Raw genomic sequence first — 22,242 nt, forward strand, 5'->3', positions numbered from 1 at the left:
AAAATTCGACAAAGCAGGCTCAGCCCCGGAGGCGACGTGTGTCAGTGCGATTCGAGAGACGTTTCCACACGGCCTCGGTCGGAAGTCGCCGCTGGCGCCGGCGAGCCCCGTCCCAGCTACCCCGGCGGACGAGTCCGGCCACGAGCGGCCAGTCGCTTAGGTAGAGATCGGTCAATAGCGGACACGTGTCGCGCAGCTTGCAGTGGTTACGTGGTAGGTGTGGCGTGCTCGCAAGAATGGCTGACCCGGACTACCACACGCTCGTGAGTGCGCTCTCGGTACGGGCTCGACGCAGCGCCGCGCGGACGCACTCTCAGCGGTCCTGACGCGTCAGTGCATTAAGTTTGTTACAGATGTGCCGTTACCTGACTCGTAACACCTGCGCCGTGCTGTAACCGTCAAATGCAGCATCATTACTGGCCCTCCTCGCACCACTCGCCGATACCCTCAGGCAATCTCCCGAGCACAACCAGCGTATCCATGACGAAACCCTTCCCGTTGCGCTTCGGCGATCAAGGCCAGTACGAGCTCAGCAAAGATTCGTTTGACCACATCGTCGCAGGCGAGACGACGATTCGTCCTGTGGTGACCCCGACCGGCAAGTACCAAGAGACGGTGCTGTCGGGTGGCCTGCACACCTACGCCGGCTGGAAGAAATTCCTGGCCCTGCACCCAAAGGTCGTTCACTTGATGGAGTTTCGCCTTGGCGTCCATGACGCCTGGTGGTTCGCGCGGGAGCTTCAGAACGGGTGCATCACCCTGAAGATCCCCAGACGGCTGTTCACCAAAGGGGCTGCCGGGATCACCCAGCAGCCAGACAACTACTACAAGTCTGGCTATCTCTGGAAGACGCTGTTTCCGGTGACGTTCACCGAGGACGACATCATAGATGTGCTCGATGAGGCGCTCAAAAACCTCGACCGGGAGCTCTCGGATTCGATCACTGCGGAAAAACCCGACGGCGTGTTGTACGGATACGCCAGGCTGACTAACCCGTTGAAGGCCATGCTGATTCGCGTCCAGATGCGCGGCAATCGGATCATGTCTGCCTTTCCCGCGTGGGATCAGCCTTGGACGGGCAACAATGGCAAGGCCTATTCGCACTTTCATTCGATCAGCTTCTTGCTCGCCGAGTCAACCGTCGACATTGCGGATTTCCGGCCCGAGTTCGGGCCAGTCTTCCAGGGTGGTCGGTTCGATCGGGATGCGCTGCTGGCGAGCACGCCGCAGTTCATCAAGTCGCGCAGGAACCGCAGCCTTGCCACACCGGTCGACGTGCGCAATGCAGCCCGTTCGCAGACCCTGGGAGCAGTGGCCATACGGGCGACCCCGGCGGACTTGGACGCCATTGACCGCTACCTTGCAGACTATCCGTGTGCGAAGGACCCGTTCGCGGTTCAACGTGACATGTACATGCACTTGATCGACGAGCTCGATCGGTGGCCGGAGCTCTTCAATGCCGCTCAGTTCACGGAGAACGTTGGCGAGTGCCTCTATGTTTTGTTCGCGTGCGACAATATGTTCAATACCCGCCGTGCGGTGGACGCGGCGATTCGCTTCCTTGGGCAGGCACTCGTCCACACGGGCGGACTGAACACGTTGATGTTCAAGGCGCTGATCGGGGACATGATCACCATGGCGATTGGCCACGCTGATAAGACAGCGTTGCGAGACGTGCTTGCAGCGCTCGCCGCTTCGCCGTGTCGGGCCGCACTGTATACCGAGTTCGACCTTTTTCCCTTTTACCCGCTTCGCAAGGCGGGTGAGCCCGAACCGCCTGAAGGCCAGGAGAGCCCCAAGCTACAGTTCAACGTTGATCACCTGCTCGAGTTCATCGCCTTCAATCTGGGCGAGAACTACTTGATCGCGTTCAGCAAGGAGGAGCGGCTGACTTTTGCACGCGATACCCTCGACCACGGCAATCAGTGGCGGCTGGCTCGAGATCTGATGTCCAAGTTCGCTGAGCGCGACTTCGATTTCTTCATGCCGGACGTGCTCGATCTGGACGATCTGACCGACCAGGTTCCGCCGGCCGAGCAGGACCTGTTGACCATCGTTCGCGACTACGGACGGATGATGGTCATGATGCGCCAGCGCGTTGTCATGGAAGATCCTGCGGCCTACAGGGCCAAGCTGGAGGACCTGGAGAAGGGCACCGACGCTTACGACGCCCTCTACCGGCAAAAGCACAAGCGCGACTACGTCCTGACGATGCACCAGGTCATGCTGGTCAAGGCCATGAAGTACGCCGATAGGGTGGGCTATGCCAAATTGAAGGCTGCTTGCACGGAAGCGCTTGTGCGGCTTCCAAAGGAGCGCGTGCCGCCGCCTCGACCTGTCCCTGACTACATCGCTATCTATCGAAAGGACGAGTGGGGGCAGATAATGCTTGTCCCCAACGAGGACGATGCCGCTGATTCGACCGCCACCGTCCTGGACGATGACGATGTTGGCTCAGGCGATGACAGAGTCCTTGAGATCTGAAGAGGACTCGTTGGGCTGGCACTTTGTTCTATCACGCCGGCCCCTTGCTCACTTTCTTGCCCGCGACTTGGCGGTCGTCTCATCGGTCGTCCACAGACCGTTGGCGATGAAGCCGAAGTTTACGAGTGTGCTCGCGTAGCCGTCGCCGTCGGGCACCTTTGGTCCCGCCGCGGCGTCGCGGACGACTACCACCTCGAAGCCTTGCTCAAGGAACTCACACAGGTGAGACTCCAGCAGAGATTCGAGGCCATGCCCGCGTGCTAAATCTTCGCCGTACGTGTCCCGCAGCGTGCGGTGGTCAGAAACTAACTTCCGCGGACGCCGTCTGTTCGAGTTCGGTGACCTCCGCTGCTCAACCCATCCAACGGCCGCTTCCAGGCAGGCAACACCGCCCCTGCCGATAGGCCGCTCCGGGTCGGAAGCGGTCCCCCGCGTCCACATGCTCAAACGGATCTGGGCCGATGGCTGTGTCCTGCCAGAGGCTCGGCCAGTGAATTCGCAAAAATGAATCGGCAAGGTCCGAAACTGCCCCCAGATGCAAATGTTGGTCCTATGCTTGCGCTCTTCGGAGCCTGCTGCTGCCTTCGCGCGCTGCTAAGGAGACCAGTAACTCGCTGATCTTTGCAAATCTCCGGCCGTCACATGCTGCATCCCCCATGACATGGAGATACGCGATGGATGACCATACTCAAATTCTCGTCTGCCAGTGCGGCGTCCCCGTCCGGATTCGAGAACGGCATTTCGAGATTGGGGGCAATCAGAGCTTGGACTGGGCGCCATGTCCGCTGTGCTACCGGAAGCTCTACCAGATGAACGTCGAAGGGGTCGTCTCAGCGGAGCTGGTTTCTGAGGCGGAGTGGGACTAGAGGCCGAGCCATGCCTCATCATCAACCGCTGCATCGGTCTATCGGCCTGACGGTCGGGCCTCGCCCTGAACTCGCATGGATGGCAACCACACTCCAGGTCCCGGCTCCCTTTCAACGACGCCCTCTACGATGGACTCGCGCCCGACAAGCGACCGCGCGGCAGTGAGCGGCATACCAATCAGCTCCCAAGTCTGATGGGACCGCGTTTCCAGCATCACGGTCGGGAACGGTTCGTTGCCCTTGATGTGGATTTCGCCAATGAGCGTGAGTCGCTGGGGAGCGGTTGCGACCGATCCGGCACAGGCTGTGATGCCGACCGCCATAAGCACCGTGAGTATGAATTTCTGCATGCTTTCCCAAGGAATTGGGGCGGCTCTTGCCGCCCCGTGGGTCTTATTGAATCACGACTGACAGCGTCGAGTTCGCTGGCACCTTTACAGTCTCGCTATACGTGCCGTTCACAGCCTTGCGCACCACCGGCAGGCTTGCATATGGCTGCAACGTTGCGGGCACCGACTGCGTCAGCGTGCGCAGGGGCAGGTACAGCTGGGGGTCAATGACAGGAAGCGTAAATCCGCCTTCTGCACGGGCAGGGAAGCCGAAGCCACTGGGACTTGGCGCCTTCATGAGCGCGCTCGATGTCGCCGCGAACCGGCGCAGTTGCTCGCCCAGGCCCGACGCTGGGGCGGCTGCGCGGATAGAGGAATCGAGGACGGCCACCGAATCGGTGCTACTGACGTTGGCAAGGAGATGCTTGTAGAAGCCCAGGCCCAGTTGGCGATCGAGGAAGCCGCCGAGCGAGCCCGACACCGAATAGCTATCGCACGCAGGGCCAAATGCATCCCATGACAGCAGGCTGCAGTTGTACGATCCGGCCTTGTAGCCCACGTAGTTTGGGAACCGTACGTCACGGATCGCGTTGTAGGTCGGGTCAATGGACTGGCTCGCGAAGTCTTCCATCATCATGGCGCTTGCCTCTTCCAGCCAGGTATCGAACGCATAGGACGGACCTTTTACCACTGCACGCCGATAGAAGTTCTGCATGTGCATGCCTTCGTGCGCCATCGTTAGCAACATCGACTTCATGCCTTCCGGGCCGCCGCGGTACAGTGTCTCCGAATCCAGGTAGAGCGACACGGATTCGTTGCTGTAAGGGTTCGTTGTGGGATCCTTCTTAATCGCGTTGCGCGCAAAGAAGTACCCGACAACTCCAAATGGCGTCGCATTGTTGTCGAAGTTCAGAATCACGATATCGATAGGCTGCTGCACCGCCCCATCGATGAGATCGCTGTAGACGTGCGGGCCCCATACCGGGCCGCCGGTCTGCTTGAGCATGTCGTAGATCTTGCCGCCCGGCACGAAGCCTGCGTAGAGCTGGTTGACAATCGCGGCGCTGACCTTGGTCGGATCGTTTTCGCCATTCTCGACCCAGAAGTTCACGACCGTGCCGTCGGAAGTCACGTCGGTTCGAACGAGCGTGGTATTACGCGCGGAGTTGTCCTCGTGATACCAGGTGCGAGCATCGCCCACGGCGTAGGCTACGGCACGCAATGGCGGCGTGGCGCCGAACGATGACTGGCTCGGCGCGGTGCCCCGCGGTCCTGCCAGCGCCGCCCAGCCATCGCGGTTGAAATCGGCAATGCGGCGCTTGACTGCATTGACGCCGTCGTCCCACTGGATCGCGCTCGCGGCCACGGTCGGGAGGTATGAAGCGGTGAGCGGGATCGTCGGCATCGTCTGAGCGGTGCCGGACTGGTTCGTGAACACCAGCGTCACGTCCTGGCCAGCCAATCCGGAGATGCTGATCGGCATATCGACGGCGGCAGCCGTCGCATTCATGTTCTGCCAGACACCCACACCAGAGCCAGCGTAGGTGTTCGCGTCGACCGCGGCGCAGCCCGAACAGGCTGGCGTCACAACGCTGGTCGGCTTTGCGGCAGGATCGGCAGGCGTCCCCGCAACGGGCGCGGCCGTGCCACCGGTAGAGGTGCCCGTGGCAGCCTGCGTGGGCTCGCCACTGTCGCCGCCACCGCCGCAGGCGGCAAGAACCGCGGAAGTCAGCAACGCTACCGCCAGAGACCCTCGGAAAGACAAAGCGCGATTGCGCATGATGATTTCTCCTTATTGTGGTTGGCCGCGACCCTTCAATACGCGGCATCTGAATATCGGCGGATTCGCCGCCACCATCACCCCGCTTTTCGGGGGTTTTCCCTACCCCAGAAGCCGCGACGGCACGCAGCCAACGGAATCCGGGTTCTTCAAAAAAAAAGCCCTCACGAGGAGGGCTGGGAGAACGGGTCCATCTTGAGAGAGCTTCCGTAGCGGGGCGCTACGGAAACCATCTTATGGTTGTTTCGGGCGTCGTAGCGCCCAGAAAGCTCAGCTATTTAGGGTGTCTTTCAACGGTAGTGGGCCAATCGGCCGAGCCAGCAGGGTTGTCACCGGCCCGCTCACCCGCCAACCGCCCATTTCCGTCTCGAGAACACCGTGTACCAGGCGATCAAGGCAAATGATCTCGATGCCGTCAGCCTCCAGCGTGCCCAGGATGTTGGCAACGGTGGTGGCGCGCGTGCCGTGACGCTTGATCGTCGCCACGCCCTCACCCAGGGCTATGCTGCTTTCATTCGCTTTCATGCTGCCTCCTTAAGAAGTTGGCGTTGGTCGCGGGTCTTGCGGCCGTGAAGCGCCGCGAGATCGTCGACAAAGGCATCCAGAAGCGTGTCCATGTGCAGAAACGCCTCGTCTTCGAGTTCCGGGGTCGCCCAGTCCAAGCCGGCTTCCATGGCGTCGCGTTTGTGCGCCACCATTTGGTCCTGGTAGACATCGATGCTCCCCGGCAGGTGGAAATACACCACCTTCAATTGCCCTCTCCGGTTCCAACGCAGCGCGCGCCGCATCGCCTGATACTCGATGCGCCATGTCCACGAGCGGTCGTAGAAGAGAACATAGTCTGCGTTCGGGAGGTTGTACCCTGCCCTGCCCGATCCTTTGGTGCAGAGCAATCCCGAGGCCGCCCCGTTCACGAACCGCTTGTCCTTGTCGGCCACGCGCTTCGCAATCGAAATGCCGCCGTGGAACGGTACGGTCTCCACGCCGCGCGCCTGCAGTTGGCCGGCGAGCAGGTCGATCACCCCCGGATTCTCGGCAAAAAGGATCGCCTGCTTTCCTTCACCGGCGATGGCTTCCATTCGCTCGATCACGGCACGCTGCTTGCTGGTCAACTGCCCCAGCGCTCCTACGCCGTCCACCCCATGCTGCGGGTAGTTGGCGGCGAAGTGCACTGCTCGGATGCGCGCGAGGATTGCGATCAGGTTGTTCGAGCGTCCGTCGGTATGACGGATATCCCGATACCATTCCGCGAACTCGTCGGCCGTGCGCAGGTACAGCGACAGATGACTCGGATCCCAATCCGTCTCAACCACCTCGACTGCCGGCGGATCGATCTGGATGTACCGGGCCACGTCGGGCTCGCAGACTAGCCGCCGCTTGGTGTGCGGCGCCAGCATCTGCCTGTAGAGCGGCAGATTGCCGATCTTGGGCACTTCCCGTTTGGCGCCATCCTGCAGGCTCTCCGCGAATTCCCACGTCACCCATTCCAGCACGACGAAGTCATCGCGGAAGCGATCTACGCCGCGTTGAGCATGCTGCGCGGTGGCCAGCCATTGGCGATCCAGGTATCCGCGACGGTAACCGTAGGGCTGAGCCGCCGTACCGTCACCGCCCGTAAAGGCGATCAGACCAAAGACGTCACGGGGGTAGTTCGCAATCGGGCTCCCCGTCAGAATGTACCGGCGCCGCGCCGACAACTGCCAGAGCGCGCGGCTCTGGTCGCTGTTCGGATTGGACAGTCGCTCCCCCTCGTCGGCCACCAGCAGGCCGATCCGGCGCCGCAGACGGTGAGCGTATGTGACCCGCCGCGAAGCCTCCCGACACACCGGCATGCGCAAGCGCTCGTAGGCAATGAGATTGATCTGCCCCAGCTTCCCGAGTGCTTCCGGCGAGTCGATGACATGCACCGACTGCGGCGGCAGGATCTGCGCCAGTTCGGCACGCATTTCCGGGACCAGCCGCGACTCGACCACGATCAGGCCGTGCTTGACCCCTGACAGCAGGATCAAGCCCGCCGCGAGCCGCGATTTGCCGCAACCCTGTTCCCACGCCGCCACAGCACCACAGGGCTTCTGGAGCAGCTCCACTAGGTCATTTTGTTGAAATTCCCAGTTTAGCCAGCGGTCGATACCCAGCGCCTGCATTCGGCGACGCAGGCCAAGGGCTTGCTGCGGATATTTCACCGACAAGCCTTCGTGCACGGTTTCCCAGGTCTGCTCTGATCTGCTAACGGCAAAACGCCCCATCAGCTCGTCCAGCGTTAGCACGAACTGACTGCCGCCGGCGTGGTAGGCATAGCGGCCGTCCGCCTGCCGCGCAAACGCTACGGTCTCGCCGGCCTTGATTACTGGACTACCCCATTTCAGCGGGTCTGCAACATGGCTTTTGAGGGCCACGCCGCAGATGGTTTCCGCTGCGTTCACACCCGTCGTCCAGACCGTGTGCCGCAGCGGCGTAGCCTGGCGCGCGCTGCGCCGTACCCGTTTCGCGAAATGCTTGAGGAACCCCGGGGCCAGTTGCGGTACGCCGCCGGCGCCGCGAATCAGCCGCAGCAAGCCATCCAGCGCCGCCATCGGGTCGTCCTGCACCAGATAGGCCTCGAGATCGAGGCGGCCGCTGCCGGCGTAGTGCATGCCTTGCGGCAGGCGCTGGCCATCCAACGGCCGGATCCTGCAATCGAGGACACTGTTCAGCACCATTGCTTCGACGAAGCCGCACTCAAATCCCAGGACAATCCGGCGGCCATCATGGGCAATGCGTACCCGTTTCTGCGAGGTCACGGGGCGCGTAATGGCAGGGCCCGCGTCATCCAGCGTTTGGTGCCCTAGTCGTGCCTCTCCGAAGATTCGATCATCGAGATTCAGGTCCAGCGCGGGCAAGGGAATGGTCAAATCGCTGTGCGACTGCCGCACAACTCGGCCCATCCGATAGCGGCCAAAGACCGCAATGGAGGTGTGCACCGTCGCGCCTTCCTCCCGGAAGGCCGAGGCCGGCAGGTCGAAGATGCCGACCACGCGGCGGGCCGCATTAACGTGTGCGTCCCGGTGATCCAGAACGTTGACGAAACGGTCGACAAAGCTCGTAGGCAAGAGCGCCACAACGAGTTGTGCCGCCTCCAGCGCCTGGGCCAACGCATATTCATGGCTCAGAGCGCTGCTGTTGGGCCCGAACCTTCCCCAGGTCGTGCAACCAAACGGCTGCAGATGCGGCGATTCCAGATGGATCGAGAACGGCGGATTAATGATGGCGACGTCAAATCGCCGGGGATGGATTTCCTCCATGCCCGCCATGCGGAAGCTGCCTTCGAAGCCGGCGGCCTCGATGCACTGCTGGACTGCCGCGATCACCGGCTCGTGCACGTCAACACCATACAGACTGTGCTGCGCCGGATCGGCGTACTGCATCAGCCGGGCCGAGCCGACCGAATTGTCCAGAACCGAGATCTTGCGGCCGGGGCGCCAGGTCTCGACGACGCCCCACATGAGCCGCGCAATCGCGTCCGGGGTAAAGAATTGCGACAAATGCTTCTGCCGCGCAGCGTGCAGCTCGCCCATGTGAGCGATCTTGTCGGCTTGCGAGCCGAGGCTGACGATGGCCCGCAAGGGCCCGTACCAATGAGTCATAGGGATTCCAGAAAAGAAAATGCCCCGTCGAAACGGGGCAAGGGAAAGGCGCCAGGCTGCTTACGCCGAGATCGGCTCGGATACTGGCTCGGATAGGTGCTGGGCGACGAACGCCAGGAGGCGCTCGCCAAGCGAAAGAGTGAACCGCAGCTCCCAGTACTCGTTGTATTGCACGACATCGAGACCCGGGAACGTCCGCCGCTGTTGGGGCGCAAACGGTTCGCCGTGATCGAACTGGCGCAGGCAGCCGGCCAACGCCGGCTCGCCGGCATCCTGCGCAAAGGCTGACAACGCCGACAAGGCCGCCCGCACTTCGGCATGCGCGTCTGCCGTTACTCGCCGCGACAGGCGCACGGCAGACGGCTCGGACGGCGCATTGAGGCGCAGGCGCACGACCGTGGCAAACCGGCGCACCGCGTTCGGTGCATCCAGCTCCAACGCTACGGCCAGCGTCTGGGCGACCTGAGGGTACGCCAGCGCGCGGCCGCGATGCTCGTACCGTTGCGTCAGCACGCGCCAGTACCGGTCCAAGTCCGGCGTCTCACCGGCACGGAGGGCCTCCCAGATGTTCGGGTAGCCGTTCACCGGGATACGCGTCTCGTCAATGCTGACCGGAGCGCCTGCAATGCCAAACTCGTTGCCCGCCCGATCGATCAGGCTTGCTACAAGGCGGCGTAGGAAGCGACGATATTCGCCAGCGTGGTCAACAGGCAACGGCACAATCGCAGAATCGGCGCCAACCTGCGTCGCCAGCACGCTGACCCGCGCAAACGCTTCAGCCGAGGCCGCCTGCGCCGCACGGAACGCCTCGACAAGCGAGTTGTACATCAGCGCAGCTCCCGCATGGCGTCCTGGCCGTACTCGCCAATGAAGAGCATCAGGGCCTCTGCCAGCTCGTTGCAGAATTTGAACTCCCACTTGTCGTTGAACAAAGTGATGTCGAGTCCTGGCATTGCGATCTTCTCGCGCGAGACGTACTCCAGCTCGTATAGGTTGATGCCCCCCAACTGCTTGGCCAGCAATGCATTGCCAGCTTTGCCCGCGAAAGTGGCGAGACCCATCAGACAATCCGCCGTCGGCTGGGTGCTGTGATAGCCCACCCTGCGCCGGCTCGACCTGTAGGACGCCTCGGTATAGACCGTCTTCTTCAACACCACGCCGGCGGCCGTACGCTTTACCTCAGCATTGCGATGCAGGCCAAAGTTGCGGACGATCCGCGATGCGGCCTGACGGTAAGCCGTCGCCGCCCCGCCATCGCCCTTGTAATGGGCGGTGAGGGAGGCCCAAAGCTTGTCGAGATCCGGGATGTCCCCCTTTCTCAGCGCTTTTTGGATATCCAGGCCAGCACGCTCGTACTCGGCGCTATTGTCGATATCGAGCCGGGCACCCGCGGGGGCAAACTCCCTGCGGGCCCGACTGACGACGTTGCCGGCTAACGATTGGCAGAACTTCTCCAGTTCGTTGTTCTGGCGGTGGTCCGACCGGACGCCTACGGCGAAGAATGGTTCTTCGGTGCCGGTGCCGGCGAGCATGGCACGCTCGAGATTGGCGGCATCTTGATAGGCCTGACGTGCCGCCTGCTGGGCGGCGATGAATTTCTCGATGATTTCGTTGTACATGGGGTCTCTCAAATGAATAGGGAGACCCCCTCGGGAGGTCTCCCGAGGGAAGGAAGGAAGTAGCGCGGGGGTCCGCGCTACGGGAATCACATGGCCAAATCCAACCAGTGTTGAGCGGACTGGCGGCTCACACCGGCTGTCTCCTCCTGGCGGACCGTGGCCCGGCTGCGATCCGGCAGGGTCTTGAGGTCTGTTTCCTCGACACCTTCGATGTCGTGGTCGACGATCACCACGTTCACGTGGCCGTCACTCTCGATGTACGGTACCGTGCCACCAGAAAGGTGGACGATGACGGTGCACTTCTGGCTTGTGTTCACGGCTTGCGCTCCTAGTGAATCGAAAGCGCGCGGCCGACCGGCATGGGCATGAAGCCCATTGCCCACCACAATGCGGCGGGGTGGTTGGGGAACTCCGGAATGTCCGAGCGCTGGAAGATGTCCGGCACGAGGGCAATCGCCGACGGGCGAGCCTGGACGGTTTCCCACCAGTGTTGCTGCAGGCGCAGCCAGGTCAGTTCGGCGCGCGCAACGTGATCCCACTCGAGCGGCAAGCTGGTCTCGTCGAACAAGTCCACGCCTTCTGCAGTCATGACTGCGACTACCTCGTGATAGCGCCCCAACTCATGGGGAAAGCCGCGTCGCACGAACTTCAGGACTGCCGGATTGGGATGATGGAAGATTCTTTGCAACTGGCGAATGTACACGGCGCATTCGCGCCGCGAGCGCTCTTCGTAGTCGTCGCGACCAACCTGAGCACAGGATTCCTCGGCCGGCACAGGGCCAACCTCAATGTCGATGGTTTTGGGAAACATAGCTTCGTCTGAAGCCGGGAGCGGTACCCTAACCGGGTCGTCTCCCGGAGGGTAGTGGATGGGCCGCACTCACCCAAAGGGTGAGCGCGACTATGCGGCCGTTTCGACCAATTCTCAGGCCGGGCGGCCCAAGAGATGTTCAAAATTGCTGAGCGTCCAAAGCACAACGACCAAAAGGGCCATTGGCGCCAAGGCGCTCAGTTGGACATACAGAAGAGCAAGCTGCGGTGTCGTAACGATGAAGAACAGCGCAACGAACAGAATGACCACCAGCGCAACAAGAGCGAAGGAGGTGGAACGAGCGTGGGCAATGGACATGGTGGCTCCGATACGGAAGATGGAGCCATGCCCCAATGGGACAAAAGCCCCAATGGGTGGAAGAAAAGCAGATGGCCGGTACGCCGGCAGGTGTCGATGCGCAGTAGCGCGGAGAATCGGACGAATCTTACCTCGCCTTCCGACAACCTTCAACACCACGACGCCTACCGCTTCCCGGCGGCGTGCCGGGCAAGACGATTTGCCTCACGGAGGCGATTCACCACGGCCCAGCGACGTTGCTCGACCTCTTCTGGGTTCTCCAGATTGGAATAGTCCTGCACAGGACCGTCCCCGACGAAAGGCACATAGTCTTCGGGAAGCCGACCGTCAGCTTTGGCTTTTTCCCGCTGCAGGCGCCCAAGCCCGTCGGTACTCTCTGTAATGGCGACGTAGTCCCACCGCGTCGGGACGGCATCCTCCGCGAACCAAACCTCGCCTTCGCCCTTCCCCACGATTGCAACGACGTCATAGATGCTCCCCACGGGAGAGGGGTTCGCCCGAACCTCGAACCGCAGAACGTCGGGCCGCGGATGCCAGAACACGCGGTCCAGGTAGCGCTTGAAGATGAACGCGTCCAACCGCGCAATCTCGCCATATTGCGGCTCGCCTGGGGCAATGAACTGCGGCTCGTTCTTCGGGCGGTTGCCGAGCGATACCTCGCGGGCCATCGATGTAGTGACTTGGGACATGGGTTTTCGGTAAAAGGCGCACGAAATTCTATCCCTTTCGCAGCCTACGCCCGCTTTTCTGCCTTGAAAATGTTTGGCGGCGAACTTCGCCCGCCGGCGGCCTTGACTTCGATGTGGCCCCGGTATCTTGGTCTTAGACCCATTTACCTTAGCCGCCATGCGATTCACCCGATTCGGACGCCACGCCCCCATCAACTTCAATACCCGCCGACAAGCCGCCTTCGCTCGCAAACAGCAGCGTGAGCGCGAGCGGTACCCGCTCTTCGCCGAGCACGTCGCCGCCGAGCAGCATTCCGCTGATGACGAGTTGGCGCGCCGGCAGCGACGTTCGGACCGGCTCGAAGCGACCACGCGTGACCACCAGGCCCGTGTCTGGCGGCAGAAGCGCGCGGTCTACTTCTCTCTCACCGCAGAACAGCAAGCCGAAGTCCGCGCCAAGTGGCTGGCATGGACCGGCCCCACCACCGCGTTCTATTTCGCTTACATCGTAGACAACATCAGTGGCGAGGCCGCACGGCGCGACGAGGTGCTTCGCGCCCGCACGCTGGAAGTGCGGCGCCGCGTCCTCGCGAACATGCCCGAGCAAGTCGCTTTGGAGATGGCATGACGCCGACCACTGAGCAGGAACAGGTTGTGGAAACCGTCCGCGGCGGTGGCCCCGTCAAGGTCAAAGCCTACGCCGGCGCTGGCAAGACATCGACGTTGCGCATGGCCGCAGAAGCCCGCGGCCGCGCGCGCGGCCTCTACCTCGCTTTCAACAAGGAGATCGCCAACGAGGCGACCCGCAAGTTTCCGCAGAACACGCGCTGCCGCACCGTGCACTCCCTTGCATATAGCGGCACACGCCCGGAGATCACCCGCAAGCTGCGCAATCCCGTCGAGCCGCCCCACCAACTGGCGCTGCGCTATGGCTTGGGCAAGCTGCACCTGCCGACGACGATCGGCAAGGATCTGGAGCTGAGCCCGAGCAAGGTCGCACGCATGGTGATGGACGGAGCAGCCCGCTTTTGCCGGTCGGCCCAGGCCGAGCCGCTGGCATGGCACATCCCGGTCGACGCGATCGTGAAGGACGATGAAGCCGAGCACCTGCGCGAAGCCCTCCTGCCTTCGGTGAAACGTCTCTGGTCGGAATACCTCGATCCGGCCGCGCCTTCGGCAATCGGTCACGATACGTACGTAAAACTCTGGCAACTCAGCCGGCCCCGCATCGGCGCCGACTTCATCCTGTTCGATGAAGCGCAGGATGCCGACGGCTTGATGCTCTCTGTGCTGCGCGCCCAGCAGTGCCAGGTCATTTACGTCGGTGATCCCTACCAGCAGATCTACGAATGGCGCGGCGCGGTCAACGCCATGGACCATATCCGCGCGCCGGAATGCGCCCTCACCGAGTCGTTCCGATTCGGGCCTGCGATCGCACAGTTGGCCAGTCGTGTCCTCGCGCTGATGGACGAAGACACGCCCGTGCGCGGCCAGGACGGAGTCGCTTCCCGCATCCTGCACGAGTCCGCTGGACAAGAACGATTCGACGCGGTCCTCTGCCGGAAGAACGCCACGGTCCTGACTCACCTGGCCCAAGGCATAGGCCGCGGCGATCGCGTCGCGGTGCGCGCCAACGTCGACGAACTGCGGGCCTTTGCGGACGGGGCGGAGCAGCTCATGCGCGGCCAGCGCATCGGGTATCCGGCCACTCTCGCCCTCTTCGAAACGTGGGAAGAGGTGCAGGAGTATGCAGAGTCTTTCGCTGGCCGGGATCTTAAGCCGCTGGTCACGCTGATCGACAACGAGGGAGTGGATTACCTGCGGCTGATCCTCACCCGCGTATCGCCCGAGGACGAAGCCGACTACATCGTCTCGACTATCCACCGTGCCAAGGGCCTTGAGTGGGATCGGGTGCAACTAGCCGGGGATTTCAAATTCAAGAATGGCGACGACGGGAAGCTGACCATGGCGCCCGAAGAAATGCGGCTGCTCTACGTCGCCATGACCCGCGCCAAGCACGTACTGGATGTAAGCGAGATCCGCCGCGACCTGTACACGATGTTTCGTGAAGCCGGCGTCTAGAGAGGAAACCTATGATCACCGTGCGGATTGGCGGGAACGAGTTCCCACTGGACGATGTACTGGACGACCCTGGCCGCTACGCGCGCCACCTCGAGCGCGCCAAGAAAATCCAAGGCTTTGCTGAATGCGGGTGCGGCACGCAACGGCCCAGGCCGAAGCTCGTGATCCGCCGCCACCGGGACATTTTTCTGCTTGCCCGATGGCCAGAACAGGCGCACCAACACGCGGCGGCCTGCCCGTTCAACCGGCCGACGCTGGCCAAGTCGGGGCCAACCGATAACCTCGATGCCTTCCGGCTCAAGGACGGCCATCATGACATCAGGCTCGGGGTAGCGCTGAGCGTCAGCACGCGTACGCCAGCGGCGACCGTCCAGCGGTCTGCGCAGGGCCAAAGCAGCAAGCCCCAGCGGCGCTCCGCCGGGCTGCTGGCGTTCCTAGAGTATGCCTGGGAGCAGGCCGGGCTGAACGTGTGGCCCGGAACCGGCTATCGCGGTTGGATTGCTTGCTGGTCACAACTGACCGCCGAACTTGCGGGATGCCGGATCAACGGCACGTCTGCCGACGGTTTGCTCCACATCGTTCAGCGATGGGATCCCAGTCGCAAAGCGGAAATCCTTGCCGAGTTCGACGCTTGGCAGGCCCGGCTCACCCCCATGGCCGCCGGCAACCCGCGTGGCATCGTCATCGGCCAGCTTGAATCCCACGAACCCTCACAGTACGGCGGCAAACTCGTATTGCGACAGAGCCGGCAACGCTATTTCCTCAATGCGGACCTTTATGCGTGCCTGCAGAGTTCGTTTGGCAGCGCCTTGTCCGCCGTGGGCAGAGACGACCAGCGCTGCGTTGCAATCCTACTGGTAGAGATGTCCAAGGGCGGCTATCTGCGGGTGGTCGACATCGCGGCGATGCTGACCAACAGCCATTTCGTGCCGTGTGACTCGTCGCATGAAATCGCCATGGCCGATCACCTGATCGCCGAGCGTCGGGCGTTTCGCAAGCCGCTGCGCCATATCGGCCGGGCTGCCGCTCACCCGGACTTCATCTTGACCGATGTAGCTCCGGAGGTGGTCATCGAGGTCCTCGGCATGTCCGGCAATGCAGACTATGACGCCCGAATTGCCGAGAAGCGAGCACACTACCTTGCCTCCGGCATCCCGTTGCTCGAGTGGGACGTCAAGGCCGGTCCGGCCGCCAGCGTCCGTCTGCCAACCGCGAACCGAAGCAATGACGGCGCCTGATATCGCATCGGCAGCGCTGGTTGACCGTGAATACGCACGTGCGTTGGATCTGGTCCAGCGCTTTCGCGCTGCGTCCGTAGCGCTGCTGCAGCGGCATTTGCAGATTGGCCCCGATGTTGCCGAATCGTTGCTGCTGCGCATGTCGCGGGAGACAACGCTCGTGCGCAGGATGCCAGATGGGCTCTACCTGTTCGTCGGCGAAATCATCGGCAACGAACTGCAGGCTTTCCACGGTTTCGCCCGCGAGGTCCTAACGGCAATCACCGTAGGTCGCATCGACGCCGAGCAACTCCGCGCTGCTGCCGACCGTTACGGCATTACGCCGCAAGTCTTGACTTCGTTGCCGCCTCGATAGGCTGATGAGGTAACCCGGCGCGTTGCACCCAACACCCCACGCCTCCATACGCAGCCCGACCATATGGAAAAACATACCGTACGAGAAAACATACCCTCTGGAGCCGAGTCGCCGTCGCTTGTCAGTATCGGCCGCCGGCCCATCGCCGCACGAGCCAAAGGCGGCTACCTAGTGCATTTGGTGGACCTCGCCACAGGCCTTGCGCTATGCGGACACAAGCCGCGCCATACGGCCAAGCGCATGAAGCGCCGGAGTGGCTGGCTACCGTATGGCGCCGTGCCCCCTACCTGCATCAAATGCGAGGCAGCGCAACCGCCTGCGACCGAGGCGCCCGAGCGCGACCCCCTGACGATCGACATGTTTGAGGACGCACAGTCATGAGCGAAAACACGAAGATCGAGTGGACCGACCACACCTGGAACCCGTGGGAAGGCTGCCAGAAGGTAGGCCCGGGCTGCGACCATTGCTATGCCGAAACCCGCAACCAACGGTCTGGCGGGGGCGTTGCCCCGAACTGGGGACCAGGGGCGCCGCGCCGCCGCACCTCCGCAGCCAACTGGCGAAAAATGTTTCGGTGGAACGCTGCCCACGCCGCGTTCGCTGCGGTCCACGGCCGCCGCCAGCGCGTCTTCTGCGCGAGCTTGGCCGACGTGTTCGATACCGCCGTCCCTATCGAATGGCTTATCGACGTGCTTGATGTTTGGCGCCAGACGCCGCACCTGGACAAACTCGTGCTGACCAAGCGCATCGGCAACGCTACGAAGCGGCTCGGTGAGGCGTTCAACACGCTGATGCTGCGCGACGATTGTGCAGAGAATCCGCTCGTACCTTGGCTGGCAACGTGGATCGCCGGCAATGCACCCGCTGATATCTGGCTCGGTGCCACGATCGTGAATCAGGCTGAAGCCGACCGCGATATCCCCAAGCTGCTGCGCACGCCTGCCAAGACGCGGTTCCTTTCGATGGAGCCGCTGCTCGGCCATGTCGACGTTTTCTCCTCTGCTACCGGCGAACTGTTGCACACGTCCGGCAACGACTACGAGCCGGGCGCCCTCGACTGGATCATCGTGGGAGGTGAGAGCGGCGCCGGCGCCCGCTCAATGCACCCGGCATGGGCCCGTTCCCTGCGCGACCAATGCGCCTCGGCTGGCGTGCCGTTCCTCTTCAAGCAATGGGGGCACTGGCAGGTCGTGGATGGGTCTACGGGGAAAGCGGCCTTTCACGCTGTCGGCAAGAAGGCCTCCGGCCGGCTGCTGGACGGGGTGGTCCATGACGCCTTCCCTGTGACGTCGCTCGACGTCGGCGCTGCATGCGGACGCGCACTGGCGCGTGGAGCGAAGTGATGGAGCCGTGCCGCCCAGGCACTCGGCTTGCCGACCCACGGCGCCATGCAGCCTACCGACATCCCCGACTTCTTCACGCGGTTCCTGTCCCAGCCAGGCGACCTTGTGGTCGACCCATTCGGCGGGACGATTCGCACCGGCCTGGCCGCCGAGAGGTTAGGTCGGCGCTGGATCGCAACGGAATGGATCCTGCAATACGCGCGCGGTGCCGCCGAACTGTTCCGCCAGTTCGACGGCTTTCAGATGCACCCGGCCATGCAATGGGCCACTCAACCCAAACGACAATGACGCAGCACGACGACAACGAACGCGAATACCCCGAACCCGAAACCGTCCTTGCCATCCGCGGTGCCATCGCCACCGGGCAGCTGGGCGGCCCCAAGGGTCCGCCTGGCCACTGGCTTAATGAATTCTGGCAGATTGGCGCCGCGCTGCGCGACCATGCCGAAATCCTGCAGGGCTTCGAGGACACCGCGCTGCAGGAACTCCTGAATACGACGGCAGACTATCTGGCGACCGACGTCCCTTAGCCCGGCCGCCTTTCGCACAGTCAGTCGCGCCCGACCGTTGGGCACAGGATGCGGGCAGGCATAATGCCGGCATTTCCCGATCCTGATTCTCCCCATGCCCAGCGGCCTCCTCCAATGCGCCCACTGCGACGGCGCCCCGACCTACATCTCTGGCCGGCTCCAGGCAGTTATCGTATGTGAAGAATGCGGCATTTCTACGCCTCCTGTTCGCCTGGACTCTGCGGACAAGGACACCGCGTTCACGACGCTCAGCGCGATCTGGAATAGCCGCGTCGAGCACCGCCCAGCCGACCAGAACGCGGTCTCAATGATGTCGCGGCGCGCGCTCACCGCATCGGACATCCCCTACTTCCTGAATCTGCTGGCGGCAACGACCTCCGACTGGGAGACGGTCGGACCCAAGTTTGCCGCCATGGCCGCGGCGCTTGCCCAGCCAGGGTACGAGTTCAAGCACGTAGATCCACCGGAGACCGTGATCTCCCAGGCGGCGAGATACCAGAAACTGTTGAAGCGCGCGAAGATCATCTATATCGATGGCGCACCGATGATCCGCTTCGATCATGTGCCGGCACTGTGCGCGGAGATCGCCGAAGAATCCCTCGCCGACAAGGACTGGCCGCTTCTGGATCTGCACGAGTTCATTGGTAAGGCTATCGATGGCCTCCCCGATCACTGGCAGCCTTGACTTTGGCCCAGAAAGGGCAAGCTGGGAGCGTGTTCAATGACGCCCTCCCAGCAATGATCCGTCAACTTACAGTCGCCCTTCTTCTCGCCGTCACCGCGGCAGCCGCCTCCGCCAAGGACGCCGCGCAATGCGGAAACATCCTCGAGGCCGGCAAGCCGGCGGCCAGCCGTCCTGCCGCCAACACCAAGCTGCTCTGCTACCGCGCGTACGCAGTCCTCTACTCGCCGCAGACCCGCACGGCCCTATGGTCCGCCGAACGCCTGACCGCCGCCGCGGCGGATGCGGCCCGTACATTGCCGCGCGACAGTGATTTCTATGAAGAAGATCGCTTGCCGGCTGGCGAGCGTGCGCAGCGGCGAGACTTCGTACGATCTGGATACGACCGTGGCCACCTTGCCCCGAGCGGTGATTTCGGAGACAAGGCGTCTCAGGCCGAAAGCTTCAGCCTCGCCAACGTCGTGCCTCAGAACAGCACGTCGAACCGGAGGACCTGGAGCCATATCGAGACATCGACGCGCAAGCTCGCGCGTCAGTATGGCGCCATCCATGTCGTGACCGGTCCGGCATTCACCAATGCCGCCCGAATGCTGAACGGCCGCGTGCGCATCCCGGACTATTTGTGGAAGGCAATCTATGTGCCGGGCGTCGGCGCTGCGGCCTACGTCGTCCGTAACGATGCGACGCAAGCCTACAGCGTCATCAGCATTAGCGAACTGTCGCGCTTCACCGGCATCGATCCGTTCCCCGCTCTGGCGCCGACAAAGCGAGGCGTCGCATTGGATCTACCGCCGCCGACACCGCATCCGGGGGAGAAGGCGGCTCGCCGTGTCGCATTTGCCAGGCTTGTTGGAAACGACAAAGCAGGGGATGCGGCTGAATCCCTCGGTGGGCTGGTTCAGCACGCCGGTGCGCTGGCCACGCTCATGCTGGCCTACGCGCGGTAGCATCCCGCCGGAAGGAACATGTTCCTTTCAAAAAAGACGAAAGGCGCGCCTTTTGACGCGCCTTTCGCTTTCATACTGGCCGATTTACAGTCAGCCTCGTGCCCAAAGCCACGTTCCGAGGCCGAAGTACAAGGATAGCGGGATGGATGCCCCCGCCAGCGAAGCCAGAACGAAGCGGAGCCGGGAAGGGCGCCGCGGCGCCCGCGCAAGCTCGATAGCGCGCCAGCGGACATTGTCCACCATGTCCCGTACCTTCGGGTCCACCGCGGACTCGTCGAAGCCCGCCAGCCACACCATGTCGGAGTTGTGAATCTCGCCCACGAAAATCGATATCTCGCTGCCCCCAAACACCCTCGCCCGTTCCACTGCGAACTCCAGCATGAAGACGCTTCGCAACGGGATGTTGAGCTCAGGCTCGATCATCGCAAGCCAGCGCCAATCAGGATCCGGAAACACAGGCCCGCAGCGATCACCCCCGCCCGCCCGCCGCCGGCAATTCTCCACGAGATAGGCGTACGGCTCCGGAAAGCCAGCAATCCTGCGCCGCTCGTCGGGCGAGAGCGCATGGAAGGCGGCAGAGCCACCGATGTCCTGGAGACGACGAAACCCGTTCGCTCCGAAGCGGTCCGCCATCGTCCGCCGCTCGCGCCGCATGCCAGCGGCCACCATAAACATGCGCATCGGCGTGAGAGCGGCTTTGAACTGCATCCGGAATGCATCGCGCAGTGGGATCTCAGTCCAGTCGTCCATCTCGACCTGGATGCCCCGGTACAGCTTCGCGAACTTCGTCTCGCCAAAGACAAGCTCTCCCGGGGCATTCTCGATTGCGTCTTCGACCAGAGCTTTGTACTGGCGATTGGTGCCACCCGTCAGACCATGGAGCACGCCATAGACATGGCAAGTGACGCCGCGATATCGGATCGTCGCCGCATCGAGGCGTTGCGGGATCTCCGCGGTGCCGGCGAGCAGCTCCGCGACCGGCACGTATTGTGGGGAGGGCGCATGCATCGCGTCACCGGCCACCGGCCACCATTGACCGCATCCTTGAATCGCTGGCCCGCCTTGAACTTCACGGTCTTGGCTGCCTCGACCCGGATTTCCTCGCCGGTGCGCGGATTGCGCGCCATGCGTTCGCCACGCTCGCCTTTGCTGAAGGTACCGAAGCCGATCAGGCTCAAGGTTTCGCCGCGGCCTACCGCCTCGACGATGGCATCGAGCGTTGCATTGAGGACTTGCTCGGCCTTGGTCTTCGTGAGACCGTCGACACCGCGAGCAACGGCGTCAATCAGTTCAGATTTCGTCATGCGGGTATTCTCCTTGCGCGTTGGATGTGCCGAGGTATTCAAGCACGCCTCGACCTCATCTCTCGCCTGGAAAGACCCGCCAAATTCACAACCTTTCGGAGTTGGAGCCTGGCCTGCCCGCTATCGGCCGAGCAGGCAGCTCCGCAAAGTCCTTCAAACCATCGAGGTAAGCGCGCCCCTGGCATGCGAGACTAAGATGCGCGACGTCGGCCTGCTTAAGCGCTACACCCAACGCCTTTCCCAACACATCGCCCTTCTCCGGCGGCATGGCGGACGAAATGCGAAAAATCGTTCCAGCCTCGGTATCGTGATCCTCGAGCTGCCACCCCGCCCCGTTCAGCCGCCGCCTGGCTAACGGTGCGAAGTGCGGACCGTAGGCAAATTCCGCCAGCAAAAGATCTCGTGCTAGGAGGCTCACGCTGGCGGTATGCTACTCTAATTGAGAATTAGAACTATATAGGGCAGAGTGCAGCGTGAAACCAGATTACTCGTTCGAGAATCAGTTGAAGTCTCTTGAACATGAGGCCAACGTCATTGCCAACTATACGTATGCGGAGATGACCATTCAGCATGCCGCGTCGCAATCTAAAAAACTGCTAGACCACTTAAACGAAACCCCCACCTTCTGGATATCCTGCACCGCCGCCTTACAATCAGCCGCATATATTGCACTCGGTAGAGTTTTCGATCAAAAATCTCCTTACAACCTCGAAGCGCTCATGATTTCGATGGAGCGCGATTTGACGATCTTCGGTCGAGATGCTCTTGCTCACCGCAAGCGCAATGGTGCGACGAGCGACCCAGCGTGGCTGGATGCCTACCTTTCCGCCGCGCACTATCCAACTAAGGCGGACGTTGCACGCCTGAGGCGAAATATTGAGAAATACCGGTGCGTCTATGAGCGCGCCATTATGCCGGTTCGCCATCAGTATCTCGCTCATCGGCAAGCGCACGGAAACACAAAAGTTCAAGCACTGTTTGCGCGCGGTAAAGTCGCTGACCTGTGGCGCCTGTCAACGTTCTTGGTCCGCTTGCACTCTGCGCTGTGGGGCTTGTTGCACAACGGTCGGAAGCCGTTACTTACGCCGGTTCGCTTCTCGGTAAATCGCATCTACGCCGATAGCTCCAGGAACTCAAGGCCGCATGAGCAAATTGTTCGGGAGACGCGAGCACTAATGAAGGCACTGGGCGGCCTCAAATTTGAAGTGCAACACCTTGCCATTCGGTAAGGTGTGATTAATGACGAGAACGAAGTACCAACAA

The 22,242-nt window shown here is 62.3% G+C and carries 22 protein-coding genes and 1 pseudogene; 11 read left to right on the top strand and 12 right to left on the bottom strand.

Features of this window, described 5'->3' with window-relative positions:
- Positions 1-480: 480 nt before the first annotated feature.
- Complete coding sequence (locus AC1RKI_RS29590) at positions 481-2,484, top strand: hypothetical protein (protein ID WP_423200825.1); 2,004 nt, start codon at positions 481-483, stop codon at positions 2,482-2,484.
- A 1,259-nt stretch (positions 2,485-3,743) separates the two neighbouring features.
- Here the strand turns inward: AC1RKI_RS29590 and AC1RKI_RS29595 are convergent.
- The 9 genes from AC1RKI_RS29595 to AC1RKI_RS29635 form a co-directional block, all read right to left on the bottom strand.
- Positions 3,744-5,459 (bottom strand): M30 family zinc metallopeptidase, encoded by a 1,716-nt coding sequence (locus tag AC1RKI_RS29595; protein ID WP_423200826.1) that lies wholly within the window; start codon positions 5,457-5,459, stop codon positions 3,744-3,746.
- Between the two features lie 270 nt (positions 5,460-5,729).
- Positions 5,730-5,984: a hypothetical protein gene (locus AC1RKI_RS29600; RefSeq protein ID WP_423200827.1), complete on the bottom strand. Its 255-nt coding sequence runs from the start codon at positions 5,982-5,984 to the stop codon at positions 5,730-5,732.
- On the bottom strand, positions 5,981-9,082 hold the full coding sequence (locus AC1RKI_RS29605) for an SNF2-related protein (protein WP_423200828.1): 3,102 nt from the start codon (positions 9,080-9,082) through the stop codon (positions 5,981-5,983). Before AC1RKI_RS29605 ends, AC1RKI_RS29600 begins: the two co-directional genes overlap by 4 nt.
- A gap of 60 nt (positions 9,083-9,142) precedes the next feature.
- The gene (locus tag AC1RKI_RS29610; protein ID WP_423200829.1) at positions 9,143-9,910 is read right to left on the bottom strand and encodes a hypothetical protein; all 768 of its coding nucleotides are present in this window, start codon (positions 9,908-9,910) and stop codon (positions 9,143-9,145) included.
- Entirely contained in the window at positions 9,910-10,701 is a 792-nt protein-coding gene (locus AC1RKI_RS29615) for a hypothetical protein (protein WP_423200830.1), read from the bottom strand. Before AC1RKI_RS29615 ends, AC1RKI_RS29610 begins: the two co-directional genes overlap by 1 nt.
- A gap of 86 nt (positions 10,702-10,787) precedes the next feature.
- Complete coding sequence (locus AC1RKI_RS29620; RefSeq protein WP_029306697.1) at positions 10,788-11,018, bottom strand: hypothetical protein; 231 nt, start codon at positions 11,016-11,018, stop codon at positions 10,788-10,790.
- Between the two features lie 11 nt (positions 11,019-11,029).
- Positions 11,030-11,512 carry a hypothetical protein gene (locus tag AC1RKI_RS29625; protein WP_423200831.1) on the bottom strand — a complete coding sequence of 161 codons (483 nt, stop codon included), beginning with the start codon at positions 11,510-11,512 and terminating at the stop codon, positions 11,030-11,032.
- Positions 11,513-11,626: 114 nt separating this feature from the next.
- The gene (locus tag AC1RKI_RS29630) at positions 11,627-11,830 is read right to left on the bottom strand and encodes a hypothetical protein (protein WP_234710821.1); all 204 of its coding nucleotides are present in this window, start codon (positions 11,828-11,830) and stop codon (positions 11,627-11,629) included.
- 164 nt (positions 11,831-11,994) lie between these two features.
- Positions 11,995-12,519 carry a hypothetical protein gene (locus tag AC1RKI_RS29635; protein WP_017510437.1) on the bottom strand — a complete coding sequence of 175 codons (525 nt, stop codon included), beginning with the start codon at positions 12,517-12,519 and terminating at the stop codon, positions 11,995-11,997.
- A gap of 157 nt (positions 12,520-12,676) precedes the next feature.
- Between AC1RKI_RS29635 and AC1RKI_RS29640 the strand changes: the two genes are divergently transcribed.
- The 9 genes from AC1RKI_RS29640 (at position 12,677) to AC1RKI_RS29680 (ending at position 19,675) form a co-directional block, all read left to right on the top strand.
- Positions 12,677-13,126 (top strand): hypothetical protein, encoded by a 450-nt coding sequence (locus tag AC1RKI_RS29640; protein WP_423200832.1) that lies wholly within the window; start codon positions 12,677-12,679, stop codon positions 13,124-13,126.
- Complete coding sequence (locus AC1RKI_RS29645; RefSeq protein WP_423200833.1) at positions 13,123-14,580, top strand: 3'-5' exonuclease; 1,458 nt, start codon at positions 13,123-13,125, stop codon at positions 14,578-14,580. The genes AC1RKI_RS29640 and AC1RKI_RS29645 overlap by 4 nt, the downstream gene beginning before the upstream one ends.
- Positions 14,581-14,591: 11 nt before the next feature.
- Positions 14,592-15,818, top strand: coding sequence for a DUF1173 family protein (locus tag AC1RKI_RS29650; RefSeq protein WP_011239936.1), 1,227 nt, complete (start codon positions 14,592-14,594; stop codon positions 15,816-15,818).
- A gap of 43 nt (positions 15,819-15,861) precedes the next feature.
- Positions 15,862-16,173 carry a hypothetical protein gene (locus tag AC1RKI_RS29655; protein ID WP_492798390.1) on the top strand — a complete coding sequence of 104 codons (312 nt, stop codon included), beginning with the start codon at positions 15,862-15,864 and terminating at the stop codon, positions 16,171-16,173.
- A 377-nt stretch (positions 16,174-16,550) separates the two neighbouring features.
- A complete protein-coding gene (locus AC1RKI_RS29660; protein WP_029306692.1) occupies positions 16,551-17,516 on the top strand; it encodes a phage Gp37/Gp68 family protein in 966 nt (321 codons plus the stop codon).
- Between the two features lie 27 nt (positions 17,517-17,543).
- Positions 17,544-17,804 (top strand): DNA methyltransferase, encoded by a 261-nt coding sequence (locus tag AC1RKI_RS29665; RefSeq protein WP_011239927.1) that lies wholly within the window; start codon positions 17,544-17,546, stop codon positions 17,802-17,804.
- A complete protein-coding gene (locus AC1RKI_RS29670; RefSeq protein WP_011514902.1) occupies positions 17,801-18,046 on the top strand; it encodes a hypothetical protein in 246 nt (81 codons plus the stop codon). Before AC1RKI_RS29665 ends, AC1RKI_RS29670 begins: the two co-directional genes overlap by 4 nt.
- A gap of 94 nt (positions 18,047-18,140) precedes the next feature.
- Positions 18,141-18,731 carry a hypothetical protein gene (locus AC1RKI_RS29675; RefSeq protein ID WP_008648655.1) on the top strand — a complete coding sequence of 197 codons (591 nt, stop codon included), beginning with the start codon at positions 18,141-18,143 and terminating at the stop codon, positions 18,729-18,731.
- Positions 18,732-18,784: 53 nt separating this feature from the next.
- On the top strand, positions 18,785-19,675 hold the full coding sequence (locus AC1RKI_RS29680) for a DNA/RNA non-specific endonuclease (RefSeq protein ID WP_011239925.1): 891 nt from the start codon (positions 18,785-18,787) through the stop codon (positions 19,673-19,675).
- A 90-nt stretch (positions 19,676-19,765) separates the two neighbouring features.
- Here the strand turns inward: AC1RKI_RS29680 and AC1RKI_RS29685 are convergent, their stop codons facing one another.
- The 3 genes and pseudogenes from AC1RKI_RS29685 to AC1RKI_RS29695 all read right to left on the bottom strand — a co-directional run bounded on the left by AC1RKI_RS29685 (position 19,766) and on the right by AC1RKI_RS29695 (position 21,373).
- A complete protein-coding gene (locus tag AC1RKI_RS29685; RefSeq protein WP_029306690.1) occupies positions 19,766-20,683 on the bottom strand; it encodes a hypothetical protein in 918 nt (305 codons plus the stop codon).
- A 23-nt stretch (positions 20,684-20,706) separates the two neighbouring features.
- Positions 20,707-20,979: pseudogene (locus AC1RKI_RS29690) on the bottom strand (HU family DNA-binding protein); the annotation flags it as partial.
- A gap of 85 nt (positions 20,980-21,064) precedes the next feature.
- Positions 21,065-21,373, bottom strand: coding sequence for a hypothetical protein (locus AC1RKI_RS29695; protein WP_492798393.1), 309 nt, complete (start codon positions 21,371-21,373; stop codon positions 21,065-21,067).
- 79 nt (positions 21,374-21,452) lie between these two features.
- On the opposite strand from AC1RKI_RS29695, the gene AC1RKI_RS29700 reads away from it, so the two are divergent.
- On the top strand, positions 21,453-22,208 hold the full coding sequence (locus AC1RKI_RS29700; protein ID WP_492798395.1) for an AbiU2 domain-containing protein: 756 nt from the start codon (positions 21,453-21,455) through the stop codon (positions 22,206-22,208).
- The last annotated feature ends 34 nt before the right edge of the window (positions 22,209-22,242 follow it).

Source organism: Cupriavidus sp. GW822-FHT06G04 (genome assembly GCF_058799075.1).

Coding starts and splice junctions, on each gene's coding strand:
- AC1RKI_RS29590 (WP_423200825.1), top strand. CDS start 481: ATGACGAAACCCTTCCCGTTGCGCTTCGGCGATCAAGGCCAGTACGAG.
- AC1RKI_RS29595 (WP_423200826.1), bottom strand. CDS start 5,459: ATGCGCAATCGCGCTTTGTCTTTCCGAGGGTCTCTGGCGGTAGCGTTG.
- AC1RKI_RS29600 (WP_423200827.1), bottom strand. CDS start 5,984: ATGAAAGCGAATGAAAGCAGCATAGCCCTGGGTGAGGGCGTGGCGACG.
- AC1RKI_RS29605 (WP_423200828.1), bottom strand. CDS start 9,082: ATGACTCATTGGTACGGGCCCTTGCGGGCCATCGTCAGCCTCGGCTCG.
- AC1RKI_RS29610 (WP_423200829.1), bottom strand. CDS start 9,910: ATGTACAACTCGCTTGTCGAGGCGTTCCGTGCGGCGCAGGCGGCCTCG.
- AC1RKI_RS29615 (WP_423200830.1), bottom strand. CDS start 10,701: ATGTACAACGAAATCATCGAGAAATTCATCGCCGCCCAGCAGGCGGCA.
- AC1RKI_RS29625 (WP_423200831.1), bottom strand. CDS start 11,512: ATGTTTCCCAAAACCATCGACATTGAGGTTGGCCCTGTGCCGGCCGAG.
- AC1RKI_RS29630 (WP_234710821.1), bottom strand. CDS start 11,830: ATGTCCATTGCCCACGCTCGTTCCACCTCCTTCGCTCTTGTTGCGCTG.
- AC1RKI_RS29635 (WP_017510437.1), bottom strand. CDS start 12,519: ATGTCCCAAGTCACTACATCGATGGCCCGCGAGGTATCGCTCGGCAAC.
- AC1RKI_RS29640 (WP_423200832.1), top strand. CDS start 12,677: ATGCGATTCACCCGATTCGGACGCCACGCCCCCATCAACTTCAATACC.
- AC1RKI_RS29645 (WP_423200833.1), top strand. CDS start 13,123: ATGACGCCGACCACTGAGCAGGAACAGGTTGTGGAAACCGTCCGCGGC.
- AC1RKI_RS29650 (WP_011239936.1), top strand. CDS start 14,592: ATGATCACCGTGCGGATTGGCGGGAACGAGTTCCCACTGGACGATGTA.
- AC1RKI_RS29660 (WP_029306692.1), top strand. CDS start 16,551: ATGAGCGAAAACACGAAGATCGAGTGGACCGACCACACCTGGAACCCG.
- AC1RKI_RS29670 (WP_011514902.1), top strand. CDS start 17,801: ATGACGCAGCACGACGACAACGAACGCGAATACCCCGAACCCGAAACC.
- AC1RKI_RS29675 (WP_008648655.1), top strand. CDS start 18,141: ATGCCCAGCGGCCTCCTCCAATGCGCCCACTGCGACGGCGCCCCGACC.
- AC1RKI_RS29680 (WP_011239925.1), top strand. CDS start 18,785: ATGATCCGTCAACTTACAGTCGCCCTTCTTCTCGCCGTCACCGCGGCA.
- AC1RKI_RS29685 (WP_029306690.1), bottom strand. CDS start 20,683: ATGCATGCGCCCTCCCCACAATACGTGCCGGTCGCGGAGCTGCTCGCC.